This window comes from Azospirillum lipoferum 4B (assembly GCF_000283655.1).
GTDB lineage: Bacteria > Pseudomonadota > Alphaproteobacteria > Azospirillales > Azospirillaceae > Azospirillum > Azospirillum lipoferum_C.
This window is the reverse complement of sequence record NC_016588.1, coordinates 62,360-79,433: the sequence shown is the minus strand read 5'-3', so window position 1 is coordinate 79,433 and position 17,074 is coordinate 62,360. Positions and strand designations below refer to the sequence as shown.

The window sequence follows — 17,074 nt, the reverse complement described above, 5'->3', positions numbered from 1 at the left end:
CCTTTTCCGCCGAACGGAATTGCTCCCGCCATGAAGACTTCGACAGTCCGCTTCCGCCGCCGCTTGCTTTCTTCGGTGGTTCCCGTCGCCGTCCTGACGGTATCCCTGCTGGCCGCGGGCTGCGCGGTCAAACCCGAGCCGCTGACGGCCGAGGAGAATCTGGCGCGCGTGCGCAAGGATCTGGGCGTCGTGCTGTCCCCGCAGGAGCCGCTGACCAAGGCAGTCTCGATGGACGAGGCGATGGCGCGCGCCATCAAGTACAACCTCGACGAACGCGTGAAGCTGATGGAGGTGGCGGTCGCCACCGATCAGCTGGACCTGTCGCGCTACGACATGCTGCCGCGCGTCGTGGCCGCCGCCGGCTATGTCGGGCGCAACAACGATGCCGGATCGGAAAGCCTGAACCTCGCCACCGGCAGGCGGACGGGCGAGAGCACCACCGCCACCGACAAGCACCGCCGCACCGGCGACCTCGCCTTCACCTGGAACGTGCTGGATTTCGGCGTCAGCTATCTGCGGGCGCGGCAGAACGCCAATCTGGTGCTGATCGCCGACGAGCGCCGACGCCGCGTCGTCCAGGGCATCATGCAGGACGTGCGCACCGCCTATTGGCGCGCCGTGGCCGCCGAACGGCTGCTGAAGCGGCTGGAGCCGGTGGAGAAGCGGGTGGAGGGCGCGCGCCGCGACGCCCGCACGCTGGAGGCGCTGCGCGTACAGGCCCCGCTGCAGGCGCTGACCTACACCCGCACCCTGGTGGAAACGCTGCGCCAGCTGCAGTCGCTGCGGCGCGAGCTGGTGGCGGCGAAGTCGCAGCTGGGCGCGCTGATGGGGCTGCCGCCGGGCGAGCCGTTCGAGATCGAGCTGCCGCCGGCCAGCATCATGAAGGCGCCGCCCAAGCTGGACGTCGCGGTCGAGGCGCTGGAGACCTACGCCCTGCTGAACCGGCCGGAGCTGCTGGAGGAGAGCTACAACCAGCGCATCTCCACCGACGAGACCTGGCGGTCGCTGCTGAAGCTGCTGCCGGGCATCGACGTCAACGCCGCCCTGCGCTATGACAGCAACAGCTTCCTGCTGAACCAGCGCTGGGCCGATTACGGCGCGCGGATCAGCTGGAACCTGATCAATCTGGTCTCCGCCCCCGCCACCAAGTCCTACGCCGATGCGCAGGAGGAGCTGGTCGCCTTCCGCCGTCAGGCGCTGAGCATGGCGGTGCTGAGCCAGGTGCATGTGGCGGTGCTGCAGTTCCGCGAACTGAAGCAGGAATTCGCTCTGACCGCCGAGCAGGCCGACCTCGACACCCGCATCCGCTCGCAATACACCAACGTCGGCGAGGCCGGCCAGGTGGGCGAGCTGGGCGTGATCCAGTCGGAGGTGACGGCGCTGCTGTCCGACCTGCGCCGCGACCTGGTGCTGGCCGACCTGCACAACGCCTATGCCCGCGTCATGGTGTCGGCCGGCGTCGATCCGCTGCCCGAGACGATGGCCGCCGACGACCTGCCCACCCTGACCCAGGCGGTGGCCAAGGGCCTGTCCTCCTGGCAGGAGCGCGCCAACAGCGTGCTGCGCGTCAAGGATCTGGTGGCGAAGGACGCGGCCAAGGCCGACAAGACGGAACCGGCCAAGGCGGAGCCGGTCAAGCCCGAGCCCGCCAAGGCGGCGGTGCCCATGGCGGCCGCTCCGGCCCCGGTCCCCGGCCCCGTTGCTGCCCCCGCTCCGGCCCCGACCTCCGTTGCTGCCCCTGTTGCAGCTGCGGAAGCGCCGACGGCCGTGGCGACCGAACCGGCTCCGGCCTCCACGCCCTTCGTTCTGGCATCTTCCGCAGCACCCGCCACAACACCCGCCGCGGCTCCGGTTGCGGCTCCGGCTCCGGTTGCGGCCCCCGTTCCGGCTCCGGTTCCGGCCCCTGCCCCCGCTCCGGTTGCGACAGCGTCCTTCTCTCCTGTCATCCAGGTCGATCTTGGGGCTTACGCAAGCCACAGGCTTGCCGAGCGCGAATGGGGTATGATCGCCAAACGTCTGGGAACGGGAATGGACGGGGCCGGCGCCCTGTACGTCACCACCCGGCGCAGCGAGGACGGCAAGCCGATTGTCCAGCTGCGCGCCGGAGGTTTCGCGGACCGCGCCGCGGCCGAGCGGTTCTGTCATCGTGTGAAGGACAAGCAGCGGGAATGCACCGTTCGTACCCTCTCTGCTCAGGAAACCCAGTCCGACAGCCTGCCGATGGGCAAGGTCGCGTCGCTGTGATCCATCCCGGCGCGGCGGCGAAAGCCGCCGCACTAGCTGCCGCCCAGGCCGCCGCACAGGCAGCCGCACTCGTGGCCGTCCTGCTGGGCGGGGGGCTCGCCTCCAACCCGGCGGTCGCCCAGGACACCTCGCAGGGGCAGGTCCGCGCGCTGATCGAGGCGAGGCGGCATGCGGTCCTGTCCTCCGAGATCCCCGGCCGCATCGCCCGCATGAGCGTCGATGCCGGCCAGAGCTTCAAGGCCGGCGACCTGCTGGTCGCCTTCGACTGCGCCAGCTATCAGGCGGAACTGGACGCCGCCCGCGCCCAACTGAACGCTGCGGACGTGACGGCGCGGGTCAACCGGCGCCTGAACAGCCTGCGCTCCATCGGCGAGGCGGAGGTGCAGCTGGCCGAGGCGAAGGTCCAGGTCGCCCGCGCCGACGTCCGCAAGGCGGAGGTGCAGGCCCGGCGCTGCGAGATCAAGGCACCCTTCGACGGCCGCGCGGTCGAACGCCGGATCCAGGAGCATGAGTCGGTCGCCGCCGGCGCGCCGCTGCTGGAGATCCTGTCCGACCGCGACCTGAAGGTGGAGCTGATCGTCCCCTCCTCCTGGCTGGTGTGGCTGAAGCCGGGGCAGCGCTTCGACCTGCGGGTCGACGAGACCGGGGCCACCCTGCCGGGCGAGGTGGTGCTGCCCGGCGCCAAGGTCGATCCGGCCAGCCAGTCGGTGAAGGTGACCGCGAAGCTGACCGGCGACGCTCCTGCCCAGGGGCTTGTCGCCGGCATGAGCGGCACCGCCATCTTCCCCGAACCGGCGCTGTCGGCGCTGCCGGCCGGGAACCAGGGGACTCCGCAGGGGACTGCCAAGCCCGGAACCGCGAAGCCATGAGCGCCGCGATGGCCCAGCCCCCGCCCCAGCAGGCTGCGCCCCAGGCGGCTCCACAGGCAGCACCGCAGCCGGTCAACGGCCTGCTGATGCTGCTGGAACTGCAGCGGCTGGCGTGGCAGCAGGCGACGGTGCCGGAGCTGCGCTATCACATCGTCAACCAGACCCGCCGGCTGATCGCCTACCGGCAGGCCGCCTTCCTGACCCTGGCGGACCGGGGCCGGCCGACGCTGGAGGCGGTGTCCAACATCGCGGTCCTGGAACCGAACGCCCCCTTCGCCCAATGGCTGGAGCAGGCGGTGCGCGCCGTCGCCGCCGGGGCCGGGGCCGATAAGGTCCATGTCGTCGATCCCGCCGCCCTGCCCGCCGAGGTCCGCGGCGCCTGGGGCGAATGGGGGCCGGCACAGGTCCTGTGGTGCCCGCTGCGCAAGCCGGAACCCCAGCGGGAAACCGTGCCCGGCGCCCCGGCGGAAAGCCGGGACAAGGCCGCCCCGCCGCTGGCCGGCCTGTGGCTGGGCCGCGACGAGCCGTGGACCGACGGCGAAATCCTGCTGCTGAGCCATCTGGCGGAGGGCTACGGCCATGCCTGGTGGGCGCTGTCGGGCAAGCGTGCCAAGCGGCGCGGGCTGCGCCGCGCCCTGCTGCCGCTGCTGGTCCTGCTGGCCGCCGCCGGCGCGCTCGCCATCCCGGTGCCGATGTCGACCCTGGCCCCGGCCGAGATCCAGACCAGCAACCCGGTGATCGTCGCCGCCCCGCTGGACGGCGTGATCGAGCGCTTCCATGTGCAGCCGAACCAGGCGGTGGCGGCCGGACAGCCGCTGTTCAGCTTCGATTCCACCGTGCTGCGCAGCCGCTTCGAGGTGGCGCGCAAGGGGCTGACCCAGGCGGAGGCCGAACTGCTGACCGCCTCGCAGGCCGCCTTCGCCGATCCGCAGACCAAGGCCCGCGTCGCCCAGCTCCGCGCCCAGGTGGAGCTGCGCCGGGCCGAGCTGGCGCTCGCCCGCGACCTGCTGGACCGGGTCACGGTGAAGGCCGAGCGCGCCGGCATCGCCGTCTTCACCGATGTCAACGACTGGCTGGGCAAGCCGCTGTCGGTGGGCGAGCGCGTGCTGACGCTGGCCGACCCGCAGGCGCCGGAGATCGACATCATGGTGCCGGTCGGCGACGCCCTGGTCCTGGAGCCGGGCTCGCCGGTGGAGCTGTTCCTGAACGTCGATCCGCTCCACCCCCTCCGGGCCCGCCTGACCCATGCCAGCTACGAGGCCGGCCTGTCTGCCGCCGGCGTGCTGTCCTACCGCGTCAAGGCGGCGCTGGAACCGGGCCAGAACCCGGGGGAGGCCCCGCCGCGCATCGGCCTGCGTGGCACCGCCAAGATCCTGGGCGACCGCGTGCCGCTGGCGCTCTACCTGTTCCGCCGCCCGCTGGCCCTGCTGCGCCAGTCGCTGGGGATTTGAGGGGAAGCGGCCGGGGATGGAAAGCCCGCCCCCTCCATCAGCCGGCAAGAGCCGGATCGGATTCCGCCCCTTCTTCGGAAAAGCCGCCTCCGGCCAGACCGAGAAACACGAGGACGGCCTTGCCGATCCAGGCCAGATGGGCGGCTTCGAGCACGCCGATCCGATGCCCGACCTTGGCCCGCGGAACCGTCATGATCTTGTCCGCCATGATGCGGGAGGACTGGCTCAGGCCGTTGCCGCCGGTCGGCTGGACCGGCCGGCGGAACAGCGGCGCGTCGGTCGGATCGGTCGTGAACGGACAGACGGTGACCGAGGCGGTGCCGGAAAAGCGGTCGTCCTGCAGGATGACGACCGGCCGCGGCTTTCCCGCATGGTCGGCCCCGCCGGCCACCGTCCAGATCTCGCCCCGCTTCATTCGCCGTCATCCAGCGAAGCCCAGCCCGCGGCATCGACGAAGCCCTGGTCGTCGGCCTCCTGCGGGCTGCGGGCGACGGCCAGGGACTGGCGCCGGGCTTCGGCGACGAAGGACGGGCTGCGGACGTCGGGGACCCAAATCTGCACCGGACGCAGCCCCTGCGCCCGAAGCCGCGCACGGTGCGCCTTCACCTTTTCGCGCGAGGTCTGGCGGATTGCAGGCATGTCAGACTCCTGTCGTCGGTTACATGTAACCTGGGCGCTTTCGCCCATACCGTCAACGGCGATGCAGGCTCGGCGCCGCTCCACAGCTTCACGCCATTTCTGACCCGCTTTCCCGAAAAGGACGCCGTCCTCCCGTGTCCATCGCCCTCACGCCCCCCGCCGGTCCCTCTGCCAGCCTCCGCGCCGCCGCTTCCGCCCCCGCCGACCCGCGGGCCGCCATGCGGCTGCCGGGGCTGCGCGACGATCTGGCTCTGCTGCCGGCGCCGGCGGGGCAGGACGGGGCGCCGGGCTGGACCATCCACGATCCGGTGCGCAACCGCTATTTCCGCATCGGGCCGGAGGCCTTCGCGCTGATCGCGCACTGGCACCACGCCAACCCGGCCGCCATCGCCGCGGCGGTGGCGGAGGAGAGCCTGTTCGAGCCGACGGTCGACGACGTCATGGCCTTCTACCAGTTCCTGGCGGCCAACAACCTGACCGTCACCGTCGACACCGCCTTTCTGGCCCGTCAGGCGGCGGCGCGGAAGACCGGCTGGTTCTGGTGGCTGGTCCACAACTACCTGTTCTTCCGCATCCCGCTGGTGCGGCCCGACCGTTTCCTGTCGGCGACGGTGGGGCTGGTGGCGCCCTTCTACAGCCGGGCCTGGCTGGTCCTGGTGCTGCTGACCGCGGTCCTGGCCGGGCTGCTGGTGGCGCGGCAGTGGGACGCCTTCCTCCACACCTTCCAGCATTTCTTCTCGCCCGAAGGGCTGGCGCTCTACGGCGTCACGCTGCTGGGCACCAAGATCTGCCACGAACTGGGCCATGCCTACACCGCCAAGCGCTACGGCTGCCGGGTGCCGACCATGGGGCTGGCCTTCCTGGTGATGTGGCCGGTGCTCTACACCGACACCACCGACGCCTGGAGGCTGGTCTCGCGCCGGCAGCGGCTGGCGGTGGGGGCGGCCGGCATGCTGACCGAGCTGACGATCGCCGTCTTCGCCACGCTGGCCTGGAGCTTCCTGCCCGACGGGCCGCTGCGCAGCGCCGCCTATTTCCTGGCGACGGTCAGCTGGATCACCACGCTGGCGATCAACCTCAGCCCCTTCATGCGCTTCGACGGCTATTACCTGCTGTCCGACGCGCTGGACGTGCCCAACCTGCAGGAACGCGGCTTCGCCATGGCGCGCTGGAAGCTGCGGGAATGGCTGTTCGGCCTGGGCATGGCCCCGCCGGAGGAGATGCCGGCGGCGCGGCGCCGCATCCTGCTGGTCTATTCCTACGTCACCTGGGTCTACCGGCTGGTGCTGTTCCTCGGCATCGCGCTGCTGGTCTACCACGTCGCCATCAAGGTATTGGGGATCCTGTTGTTCGTCATCGAGATCGGCTGGTTCATCGCCCGGCCCCTGCTGCACGAGGCGAAGGTCTGGTGGTCCTTGCGCGACCGCTTCCGGGTCAACCTGCGCACCGGGCTGACGCTGGCCTGGCTGGCGGCGGCGGTCGGGCTGACCCTGCTGCCGGTGACCGCCACCGTGTCGGTGCCGGTGGTCTGGCGGGCATCCGGATTCGCCACCGTCTACGCCCCCTTCCCCGCCCGGCTGGAGGAGACGCTGGTCGCCCGCGGCCAGAGCGTGGTGGAGGGCGAGCCGCTGTTCCGCCTGACCGCCCCCGACCTGGAGGGCAAGCTGCGCCAGGCGGAGCTGCGCATCGACTGGATGCAGGAGCAGATCGCCCGCCTGACCGCCAGCCGCGAGCAGCTCGACCGCGTGCGGGCGATGGAGGAGGATCTGGCCGCCGCGCTCGCCGAGCGGCAGGGGCTTCTCGACAACCGCGAGCGGCTGGTGGTGCGCGCTCCCCTGTCGGGCACCGTGCGCGACATGGAGGATGCGCTGACCCCCGGCCGCTGGATCGGGCCGAAGCTGCCGCTGGCGATGGTGGTGGCGCCCGGCAGCGGCGAACTGGTCGGCTATGTCGGAGAGGGCGATTTCGACCGGCTGAGCCCGGGCGCCGGGGCGGAGTTCCACCCCGACGACCCGCTGGCTCCCCGGCGCGCGGCGCGGGTTCGCGCGGTCGATCCGGTCGCCGTCTCGGTTCTGGACGTGCCGGCGCTCGCCTCGGTCAATGGCGGCCCGGTGGCGGTGGAGGGGCAGGCCGGACCGCAACCGGGCCAGCCGCATGGCAGTGCCGGCCGTAGCGCGCTCGCCCCGGTGGAGGCGGTCTACCGCATCACCCTGGACGTCGAGCCGGAGCCCGGGGGGCCCGGTGCCGTACAGGAGGGACCGGAGCGCGTGACCCGCGGCATCGTCCGCGTGGCGGGCGAGGCCCGCAGCATCGCCGAACGCTTCTGGCGCATCGCCGCGTCGGTGCTGATCCGCGAGACGGGTTTCTGACCGGACGGCCAGCAGGAACTTCCGGGATCATCCCATTCCCACCGCCAGAATCCCGTCGCCGGCCATGGCAAGGCCGGCCGATTGCGGGCGGCCATGGCCGATCGGGTTGGGGCGCGGCTCGTTGCGGCCGTAGGTGATGAAATGAACCAGCGCCTGCTGCTGGTCGCTGCCGAAGGCGGCGCTGAGATCGGGGTTGGCCATCAGATAGGCGAACGCGTTGAACCGGGTCGGGCGCCCGTCCGCCTGTCCGGTGGACTGGTAATGGGCGGTGGCTGCCGCGGTATCGGTGCCGAAGGTTGCTGCCAGATCCGGGTTGGCTGCCAGATAGCTCAGCGCGTCGAAGCCGGCGGCGTCGCGCCGCGGCGTGTTGCCGTAGAGGACGACATAGAGCTTCACCTGCCGCTCGTTGCCCGAAAAGACGCTCAGCAGGTCCGGGTTGGCCAGCAGATGGTCATGGGCGTTGAAGCTGGTGCTGCGGTTCTCCAGCCGGCCATAGCGGATGTAATGCTCCGCCGCCCGCGTGGAATCGGTGCCGAAGGCAGCGGCCAGATCGGGATTTGCCGCCAGATAGGAGAGCGCGTCGAAGCTGCTGCCGCGTCCTTCCTGCTGGCCGTAGGACAGGTAATGGCGGACCCCCGCCGCCGGGTCGGGCCCGAAGGCGGCGGCGAGGTCGGTGTTGGCGGCCAGATAGCCCAGGCTGTCGAAGCCGACGCCGCGCCCTTCCTGTCGGCCGTGGAACACGTAATGGCGGACCGCCGCCGCCGGATCGAGCCCGAAGGCGGCGGTGACATCCGGGTTCGACACCAGATAGCCATACCCGTCGAAACGGGTGCCGCGTCCCTCCCGCTGGCCGTGGGTCAGGTAATGGCGGGTGGCGGCTACGGTATCGGTGCCGAAGGCGGCGGCCAGATCGGCGTTGGCAGCCAGATAGGCCAACGGATCGAAGCTGCCGGTGCTGCGCCCTTCCCGCCGGCCGAAGGCCAGATAATGCCGGGTCGCCGCGTTGCGGTCGTACCCGAAGGCGGCGGCCAGGTCCGGGTTGGCCGCCAGATAGGAGAGCGGATCGAAGGAGCCGGTCGCCCGCCCCTCTGCCCGGCCGGAGCGCAGGTAATGCTCGCGCGCGGCCGCCTCGTCGGTGCCGAAGACGGCGACGAGGTCGGGGTTGGAGGCGAGATAGGCCAGCGGGTCGAACCCGGCCATCGTCTCGGCCAGCGAGGTGACCCGCAGCGTCACGGTCTGGCCGCTGACCGCACCCTGGCTGTCGGTGACGGTATAGGCGAAGGAGCCGGGCGTTCCCGATGTCCCGGACGGCGCCTGATAGGTCAGTCCGGCCAGATCGGCTGTGCCGAGCGTCATGCCGGCGGTGACGGGGTTGCCGTTCGCCAGCCGCAGGATGCCGCCGGTCGGCAGCCGGGCCAGGGTCACGACCATGCTGTCGCCCTCGTCCGGATCGCTCGGCCGGTCGATGCCCAGCGATATGGCCGGCCCGCCTTCCCGCACGACCAGCGTCCTGTCCGACTGGACGGCCGGCGGCCGGTTGGCCGGGCGGGAGGCAACGATGAAGCCGATCCAGCGGCTCCACGCCACGCCGTTGTAGGCGCGCACCGACAGCTCGTCGAGGCTGGTCAGGGAGGAGGCGGCGAAGGTGACGCCGACGAAGGCCGCCGCACTCAGCGAGACCACGGCGCCCGTCGCCTGGGCCACCCCGCCGACCATGATGGAGCCGGCGCCCTGGGTGTTGTCGACCAGCTCATACTGGGTGACGAGGCCGCCGGCCGGGTCGGTCGCCGTCACCAGGCTGGCGAGGCCGATCGAGGAGCCGATGGAAACCCGGCCGGTCCGGGCGGTCACCGCCGGGGGCATCAGGCTGATGCGGGTGTCGGCGAACAGGGCATATTCGACGTCGGTCAGACTGTCGGTGCCTTCGCTGCCGCCGGAGATGGTGGCGCCGTCGGCGGAGACGGTGACGGTGTAGGAAGAGCGGCTGCCGTTGTAGACCGCGGTGTCGGTGCCGCCGCCGCCCTGCAACGTGTCGTCGCCCGACCCGCCGGTCAGCGTGTCGGAGCCCTCGCCGCCGGTCAGCAGGTTGTTGGCGGTGTTGCCGATCAGGATGTCGCTGCCGCCACCGCCGATGGCGGTCTCGATGGTGACGCCGTCGGCGATCGCCACATTGTCCACCGCCAGCCCGCCCGATCCGTTGGGACCGATGGAGCTGAAGGCGCCGGGCGTCAGGTCGATGGTGACGGCCGAGGCCTGCCCGCTGGCGTCGATGCTGTCGGTGCCGCCGGTATCCCAGATGGCCTGGCTGACTGCGACGGTGTTGCTGGCGAAGGCATAGCGGTCGTCGCCGATGCGGGTGTCGGTGTTGGCTCCGTACAGGTATTGGACAGCCGCGATGTCGTACAGCGCCGGTCCCGTCGCCAGCCCGTTCAGGCCCAGGCTGGGATGCCGGTTGTAGGACATGAGCGTGTAGCGGTAATTGTCCTCGGCCGAGGACAGATAGGGCGGCTCGCCCCCGCCGCCGGTGGCGTTGTAGTTGCCGGGATGCTTCAGCCCGATGGCGTGGCCGATCTCGTGCAGGATGGTCAGGTAGCCGTAGGTTCCCGGCGTCGGGCTGGTGTTGGTCGAGCTGTTGTTGGCGAGATAGATGTCGCCGCCGCCGTCATAGAGCGATCCGGTCGGATAGTAGGCGTAGGCGGCGCTGGAGCTTTGCCGGTTGGTGCCGAGGCGGATCGACCCGCCCTGCCCGCTGTTGGCGCTGTCGGAGGTTTCGACGAAGAAGATGTTGGCGACGGCGCTCCAGGCGGCGAAGGCCTGCCGTACCGCGTCGCGCTGCGTACTCGACAGCGGTGCGAAGCCGGTCCTGTCCGAGCTGGAGGCGTAGGACGGCGCCTGCTCCATGAAGCTGTAGCTGACCGTCGCCCCGCTGCCGACCCCGCCGCTGCCCCAGCGCGGCGTCCCCGTCGCCAGCAGGGTCGAGATGGTGGCGAAGGAGGCACCCTGCGGCACTCCCTGCGCGCCCGGCCCTGCGGCGATGGGGGCGGCGCTCCAGCCGGCAGCGCTGCACAGCAGACAGGAGCAGGTTGGCAAGGTGCCGGCCGAAACATCGGGCAGATCGAAGAGGGTGGTCGTCATCGCCGGGAGGAAATCCGCGCCGCGGACTGCGGCTCCGCCACTCTACAACCTTTCATTCCCCAATCGAAAGGGGACGGAGACCCGGACCATTTTTCTCACCGGACGGCGCGCTGCGGCTCCCCCTCCCGCTCATCCCTTCCGGGCAATCAGTTCCTCAATCCGATCAGTTCCTCGAACACCGCCTCGATGCGGTCGACGGAGCGGGCGACGGTGAAGTCGCGGGCGCGGTCGCGGCCGGACAGGGCCATGCGCAGCCAGGCGGCACGGTCCCCGATCAGGCGGCGCAGGCAGCCGGCGAGTGCCTCGTGGTCTTCCGCCTTGAACAGCAGGCCGTCGACGCCGTCGCGCAGCACCTCGCCGCTGCCGCCGGTGCCGCTGCCGATCACGGTCAGGCCGGCGGCCATCGCCTCCACCTGCGAGATGCCGAAGGGTTCCTGGAAGACGCTGGGGAAGACCAGCACGTTGCAGCGGGCGAACAGGTCGGACAGGCCGCGGCGGTCGAGAAAGCCGGTGAAACGCACCTTGCCGGCCATGCCGTTGCGTTCCACGAAGTCGCGGCAGCGGGCCGCGAGGCCGGCGTCCGGCGCCTCCCCGGCGAAGGTGCAGTCGAAGTCGATGCCCTCGCGGTGCAGGATGGCAAGCGCGTTGACCAGCGTCTGCGGCCCCTTGTAGTTGACGAACAGGCTGGCGAAGGCGATGCGCAGCCGGTCGGTCGCGGGCATCGCCGCACGGTGGAAGTAATCGACGCGGGCGCCGGGATGGATCACCGTGGCGGGCAGCCCGTAGCCGCCGGCAGCCAGCCGCTCCGCCACCCAGCCGCTGGCCGGCCCGGCACGGTAGAGGGGGGAGCGGGGTGCCGCCTCCGGCGGGTAGCCGGGATGCTGGTTGCCCAGGCAATGCAGAACCGGGACACCCATCTGCCGGGTCAGCGGGTCGAGGAACTCGGTCGCCAGCATGTCGAGGTTGCCGACCAGACAGGCGTCGGCACGGAAGTCGCGGGCGGTCTCCAGCACGCGGCGGATGTTGGCGCGGATCAGGGCGGCGCAGTGGGCCCTGTCGTCGTGGGTGAAGGCGCGCCCCTCCTTCCAATAGCCGTAGAGGGTCAGCGAACGGTCGACATGCGCCTCGATGTCCTCGGTCCCGGCCATGCCCGGCCGCGCCAGTTCAGGCACGTCGGCGGTCAGCACCTTGACCGCATGGCCGCGGCGGATCAGCTCGGCCGAGAACTCCCACAGCTTGCGGCCGTAGCCGCCGAACTCCTGCGGCGGGAACAGGTTGGTGACCACCAGGATGCGGCGCGGCCGTCCGGTCGAGGGGACCGTCGCCTGCCGGAACAGGCTGCGATAGCGCTCGAACGCCGGATGGTCGGCAGCGTCGAAAAGCGCATCGGTGCCCAGGCCGGGAGCCGGATCGGGCAGGTCGGCAAGCCGGGCGGCCCGCCGGGCCTCGGCAAGATAGATGGCGGCCTCGACCCGCCGGCCGCCGGCCGCGCACAGGCGGGCCAGTCCGATGAGCGCGTCCGGCTGCTGGCGGTCCAATGCCACGCAGCGCAGCAGGAAACGCTCCGTCAGGGCGGCGTCGCCCAGCCGGTTGGCGAGCTGGGCCACCCCCATCATCTGGTCGGCGGTCCGCAGCAGCGGCTCCAGCGCCGCGAGGCGCGCACGCTTCAGCTCCGGCGTCAGCGCCGCCGCGAGGGCCGGATCGGACAGCGAGCGTGCGGCATAGCGCAGGGCATCGGCGCATTGGAACAGGATGCCGCCGGGCTCAGTCGGCACGAAGCCCCAATCGGCCAGATGGGCAACCGCGGCGGCATGGTCGCGCGACGACCGAGTCGGGCAGAGGACGGAGGCGCCGGGCAGCCGGGCCATCCGGCGGTCGGTCTCCGCCCGGTCGGGCCAGGGCAGCAGCGTCACCGCCTCGTCCCGCACCCGGTCGGAGGACGGCGGCAGCGGCAAAGCCACCGGCTCGGGCATCCCATCCGGAGCCGCGAAGACCACGCGGGGCAGGTCGCGCGCCATGGCGCGCAGGTCGGCGGCGAAGCCACCCTCATCCCGATCCTCATCGGCATGAACGATCAGCCGCGATGACGTCAGTTGCAGCAGCTGCAACGCCTCATAGGCGGCGAGACGGCGCTGGAACCCTATGCCACGCACCGGCAGCGCCCTCAGGCCGCGCCGTTCGGAGCGCAGCTCCAGCGCCGGATCCACACGGTCGTCGAACACGGCGGCGAAGAACTGGGCACGCTTGACCTGCGGGCTGTGGAATTCCAGCAGATGCGCCTGCCCGGCCCGGCGGATCGCCATCGCCTCGTCCGGGTGGTCGAGATAATGGCGCGCCAGTTCCACCAGCTCGTCCGGCGAGCGGTATGTCGCGAGATGGCGGCCGGGGGTGAAGCAGCGCTCCAGCCCGGCGTCCGGCGACAGCGCGTCGGTGAGCAGGAAGCCGCCGGCCCCCAGCGCTTCGAAGACGCGCAGGTTGAGGTCGCCGTTCAGCGAGCAGTTCAGCGTGACGCGCGAGGCGGCATAGACGTCGGCCGCCTTCTCCGGCTCGGCCCGCATGCCCACCAGCGGCAGCCCCGCCGCGCTCAGCCGGTCAAGCACATGGCGCCGCCAGGGGTGGAAGACGCCGATCTGCCCGACGAAGGTGAGGTCGAACCGGAACTCCGCAAGGGAGTTCCCCTGGGGCTCCGCCAGGATGTCGCGCCGGCGCAACGCATAATCGACCGCCGGGATCCAATAGACCCGCTCGAACCCCGCCTCCAGGAAGGCGTGGGCATGCTGGCGGGTGTGGTCGAGCATCACCGCGTCGAAGCTCTCCATCGCGCCATAGGCCAGCAGCGTGCGCAGCGGACCGGCGAGATGGTGGCTGTCGCCGACCAGCAGAAGCTTGGTTCCCGGCAGCCGGTCCAGCCCGCGGGGAAGGTTGCGCCGGGTGGCGTCGGCCTTCACCACGATCAGCTCCGGCCGCTGATGCGCCGGCAGCCGGGCGACCACCGCCGCCAGATCGTATTCGCCGTGCGGTGTGTTCAGCGAGGAGAAGCCGTCGCCCGTCTCCACCGTCGGGCAGTCGGGGCCGCAGAACACCTCCCGGTCGGAGAACAGCGGCCGGCGGTAATAGCCGGGCGGTGCCAGACAGCAGAAGAGGGTGACGGGATCGGGCAGGTTCGCATTGGGCATGATGGGACCGGTCACAGCGCGTCCAGCTCCCGCAGAAGGTCGATCAGGCGGCGGGTGGCGGCCTGCCAGCTGAAATGCTCCAGCAGGTGGGCCTGTGCCGAGCGGCGGGTGCCGTCGGGATCGTCGATGACCGCGCGCAGCAGCCGGGCGGCCTCGCCCTCGTCGGGGCTCCACCAGTCCTGGCCGGCATAGGCGGTGATGCCGGGCGTGACGGGGCTCGGGATCATGTGCGCCACCCGGTCGTCGAGATAGGCATGGTAGGCGCTGTGATCGGGCGCCAGCAGGGTCAGGCCCATGGCGCCGGCCTGCGCCATCGGCAGGTCCCAGCCCTCGCCGTGCGACATGCTCCAGTAATGGGTCGAGGCGGCATGCAGCCCCATCATGTCCGCATCTGACAGCTTGCCTTCCACCAGGAAGACCGGGGCCGCCTGGGCCAGCGTCCGGCCGATCTGTGCCGACACCCGCGTCAGCAGGTCGCGCATGCCGTCGGAAACCCCGCTGCCCTTGCCGACCTTCAGCAGCAGGGCCGCGGAATCCTCCGCCCGCGTCGTGCCCAGCCAGACCCGCAGCAGCCCGTCCAGGTTCTTGCGGTCGTTGAAGTCGGAGACGTTCAGGACGCGCACCCGGTAATCGGACAGGCGGCGGCCGGCGCTGTCGACGATGGCCGAGGGGGGGATGCTGCCGGCCTCCACCGCGTCGACGCCGGCGGGGCTGACATGGACGCGGTCCGGCGGATGGCCGGCACGCAGCCATGCCTCGCGCGAGGACCCGGTGGCGACGACGACATGGTCGTGGCGCCGGCTCTGCGCCGCCCACAGGGGCGGAATGTCGAGAGCCTCGAACATGGTGTAATTGATGGTCTTCAGGCCGGGAACGGCCTCCACCGCCGGCGGGGTGGTGATGGTCAGCACCGCCTTGGCCCGCACCGGCCGGTCGAGCGTGCGCAGCAGCGGATCGATCTGGTCGTCGGGAAGATTGTCGGCGTCGGCATAGTTCAGGTCGACCAGCCGGACCCGGATTCCCGCCTCCACCAGCCCCCGGACGAAGCGGCGGACGGCGAAGGCATAGCCGCTGCTGTCACGGAACACCCCGCGCACCACCAGCCCAGGCGGCAGGGTCCGATCCTCCGCATCCTCGCGCAGGTCGCGGGCGGTGGCACGGCGCTCCAGCGCACGGCGCTGCCGGTCGTCCGGGGTCCCGCTGCCCACCCCCAAGGCGGCGGAGCGGCGAAGAAGCCGGCCAGCCTCGGCCAACCGCCCGCAGGCGAGCGCCTCATTGGCCAGACGCGACAGGGAGATGTCGGATGCCGGGTCCAGTTCCAGACTGCGCCGGAAATGCGCGGCGGCCTCGTCGGGTTTCCCGAGTTGCTGCAGGGTGAGGGCGCGATTGAGAAGCGCCCCCGAATGCATCGGCTCCAGCAGCAGCGCGCGCTCCATCAACAGCGCGCCGTCCGCCGTCCTGCCGTCGCGGCGGATCAGCAGGCCGAGCAGGTGCAGGGCATCCGGTTGGGCCGGCTCGAGCGCCAGGATGGAACGGTAGATCGCCGCCGCACGGCCGGCCTCCGCGCCATGATGCAGGCCGACGGCCTTCTGCAGGATGTCTTGGATCGAGGTCATGTCAGGGCTGGCATCCTGGGGAGGAACGGGTGCTGGCGAAGCGGCCCGCCAAACCCGGGATTTGGATCTCGGGACCTGGATCGGGCCTGGGACGATCGGGTTGGATGGGGCGGGGCTGGGGCCGGGAAGATCGGTGAAATCTTGAGGTTTTGCAACGAGGCAACTTGACCCCTCGCGGGCAAGGGTGCAAGTGAGGTCCGCCCAGACGGGGTACCTCTTCGGCAGAAGCCTTCGGAACCGCCATGTCCATCCGGATCGAAACCATAGCCGGACAGCAGCTGTCCCTGCCCGATGCCGTGCGGCAGGCGCTCGACTACTGCAATTCCGGATGGCTCGACATCAGCGCCGCCATCTGCGACCGCATCCTGGCGGCCGTTCCGGAAAACCCCGAGGCGCTGCTGGTCAAGGGCATCTCCGCCTACAAGGCCCGCGACCCGGCGGCGGCGGTGCCGATCCTGAGCCTCGCGCTGCGCCGGAACCCGGCCTCCCCCGACACCGCCCATCACCTGGGCATGGCCCTGCTGCTGTCCGGGGATCTGGACCGGGCGGAACTGGCCTTCAGGAGCGCCATGGGCGCGCGGTCCGACTATGCCGAGGCGATGACCGGGCTTGCCGAGGTGCTCAAGGCGAAGGGAGACGCGGACGGCGCCTATGGGCTGCTGGAACGGGCCGTGGAGTTGAAGAACAACCACTCCCCGGCCTACATCGCCTATTCGCTGATGCGTTTCGACCGGTCGCTGCCGCCGGACGCCCGATGGAACCGGCGGCGGGAGGTGCGGGGCGACCGCCCCTGGCTCAGCATGGCCTCGCTCGGCAATTACGGCCGCTTCGCCCAGACGGTGAACGAGTATGTCGCCGTCCGCCTCTATGCCGAGTCCTACGGCATGGAGTTCCTGACCCCCGACTGGGTCGGCCATGCCTTCTTCGACCTCGACGACCCCCGGCTCGATCCGGCGGTCCTGCCGGAATTCCAGGGCTGGCTGCGCTGCCGCAGGGAGTTCGCCGACGGCTTCGCGGAACGGGTCGCCGATCCGCTCCGCGACCGCGACCTGTTCCTGGGCGGCTCGCCGGTCGACGCGATGCTGAAGGCGCGGCAGGCCGACATCCTGTCCTGGCTGACGCCGCGCTCCTGCTGGGACCGCTTCCTGGAACCGCCGGTGGAGATGCTGCGCCGCCGCGGCCGCACCCTGGTCGCCGTGCACATCCGCCAGACCGACTGGTGGAACCAGGACTACACGCCGCTGTCGCTCTATCTCGACTGGCTGGACGGGCTGTGGCCGACGCTGGAGGATCCGGTGCTGTTCGTCGCCACCGACGAGCCGAAGGTGGTGCCGGAATTCGCCCGCTTCTCCCCGGTGACGAAGGACGATTTCCCGGTCCGCTGGGAGGGGCTCGACTATCTGCAGGACTTCCATGTCCTGACCCGGTCCGACATCCTGGCGATCAGCACCGGTTCCTTCGCCGCCACCGCCGCGGCCCTGAACCCGTCCCCGCGCCTGCTGCTGCGCCCCGCCCCCGGCAACGCCGCCCTGGAAAGGTTCGATCCCTGGAGGTAGGGAGAACGGCGGGAGCGCC

The 17,074-nt window shown here is 71.0% G+C and carries 10 protein-coding genes; 5 read left to right on the top strand and 5 right to left on the bottom strand.

Translation table 11 applies throughout. The features are described from left to right. Positions 1-30: 30 nt before the first annotated feature. From AZOLI_RS29380 to AZOLI_RS33740, 3 genes are read left to right on the top strand one after another with little or no spacing between them, the layout of a single operon-like run. The gene (locus AZOLI_RS29380; protein WP_162488535.1) at positions 31-2,244 is read left to right on the top strand and encodes a TolC family protein; all 2,214 of its coding nucleotides are present in this window, start codon (positions 31-33) and stop codon (positions 2,242-2,244) included. Then, a complete protein-coding gene (locus tag AZOLI_RS29375; RefSeq protein ID WP_244442706.1) occupies positions 2,241-3,113 on the top strand; it encodes an efflux RND transporter periplasmic adaptor subunit in 873 nt (290 codons plus the stop codon). Before AZOLI_RS29380 ends, AZOLI_RS29375 begins: the two co-directional genes overlap by 4 nt. Then, complete coding sequence (locus AZOLI_RS33740; RefSeq protein WP_014189912.1) at positions 3,110-4,564, top strand: efflux RND transporter periplasmic adaptor subunit; 1,455 nt, start codon at positions 3,110-3,112, stop codon at positions 4,562-4,564. Before AZOLI_RS29375 ends, AZOLI_RS33740 begins: the two co-directional genes overlap by 4 nt. 37 nt (positions 4,565-4,601) lie before the next feature. Here the strand turns inward: AZOLI_RS33740 and AZOLI_RS29365 are convergent, their stop codons facing one another. Then, complete coding sequence (locus tag AZOLI_RS29365; protein ID WP_014189911.1) at positions 4,602-4,979, bottom strand: type II toxin-antitoxin system PemK/MazF family toxin; 378 nt, start codon at positions 4,977-4,979, stop codon at positions 4,602-4,604. Next, positions 4,976-5,203: an antitoxin MazE family protein gene (locus AZOLI_RS29360; RefSeq protein ID WP_014189910.1), complete on the bottom strand. Its 228-nt coding sequence runs from the start codon at positions 5,201-5,203 to the stop codon at positions 4,976-4,978. The genes AZOLI_RS29365 and AZOLI_RS29360 overlap by 4 nt, the downstream gene beginning before the upstream one ends. Before the next feature lie 134 nt (positions 5,204-5,337). Between AZOLI_RS29360 and AZOLI_RS29355 the strand changes: the two genes are divergently transcribed. Continuing rightward, complete coding sequence (locus AZOLI_RS29355) at positions 5,338-7,572, top strand: biotin/lipoyl-binding protein (protein WP_014189909.1); 2,235 nt, start codon at positions 5,338-5,340, stop codon at positions 7,570-7,572. Between the two features lie 27 nt (positions 7,573-7,599). Here AZOLI_RS29355 and AZOLI_RS30630 read toward each other — a convergent pair whose 3' ends face one another. From AZOLI_RS30630 to AZOLI_RS30625, 3 genes are all read right to left on the bottom strand, one after another. Continuing rightward, entirely contained in the window at positions 7,600-10,707 is a 3,108-nt protein-coding gene (locus AZOLI_RS30630) for a M10 family metallopeptidase C-terminal domain-containing protein (protein ID WP_014189908.1), read from the bottom strand. 146 nt (positions 10,708-10,853) lie between these two features. After that, complete coding sequence (locus AZOLI_RS29345) at positions 10,854-13,898, bottom strand: glycosyltransferase family protein (protein WP_044553705.1); 3,045 nt, start codon at positions 13,896-13,898, stop codon at positions 10,854-10,856. Continuing rightward, positions 13,895-15,499, bottom strand: a complete 1,605-nt coding sequence (locus AZOLI_RS30625; protein WP_014189906.1) for a tetratricopeptide repeat protein — start codon at positions 15,497-15,499, stop codon at positions 13,895-13,897. The genes AZOLI_RS29345 and AZOLI_RS30625 overlap by 4 nt, the downstream gene beginning before the upstream one ends. Before the next feature lie 242 nt (positions 15,500-15,741). Between AZOLI_RS30625 and AZOLI_RS30620 the strand changes: the two genes are divergently transcribed. Further along, a complete protein-coding gene (locus AZOLI_RS30620) occupies positions 15,742-17,055 on the top strand; it encodes a tetratricopeptide repeat protein (protein ID WP_014189905.1) in 1,314 nt (437 codons plus the stop codon). Positions 17,056-17,074 lie beyond the last annotated feature (19 nt).

Excerpts from the sequence above, each read along its gene's own strand:
- AZOLI_RS29380 (WP_162488535.1), top strand. The coding sequence starts at position 31 with ATGAAGACTTCGACAGTCCGCTTCCGCCGCCGCTTGCTTTCTTCGGTG.
- AZOLI_RS33740 (WP_014189912.1), top strand. The coding sequence starts at position 3,110 with ATGAGCGCCGCGATGGCCCAGCCCCCGCCCCAGCAGGCTGCGCCCCAG.
- AZOLI_RS29365 (WP_014189911.1), bottom strand. The coding sequence starts at position 4,979 with ATGAAGCGGGGCGAGATCTGGACGGTGGCCGGCGGGGCCGACCATGCG.
- AZOLI_RS29360 (WP_014189910.1), bottom strand. The coding sequence starts at position 5,203 with ATGCCTGCAATCCGCCAGACCTCGCGCGAAAAGGTGAAGGCGCACCGT.
- AZOLI_RS30630 (WP_014189908.1), bottom strand. The coding sequence starts at position 10,707 with ATGACGACCACCCTCTTCGATCTGCCCGATGTTTCGGCCGGCACCTTG.
- AZOLI_RS30625 (WP_014189906.1), bottom strand. The coding sequence starts at position 15,499 with ATGACCTCGATCCAAGACATCCTGCAGAAGGCCGTCGGCCTGCATCAT.
- AZOLI_RS30620 (WP_014189905.1), top strand. The coding sequence starts at position 15,742 with ATGTCCATCCGGATCGAAACCATAGCCGGACAGCAGCTGTCCCTGCCC.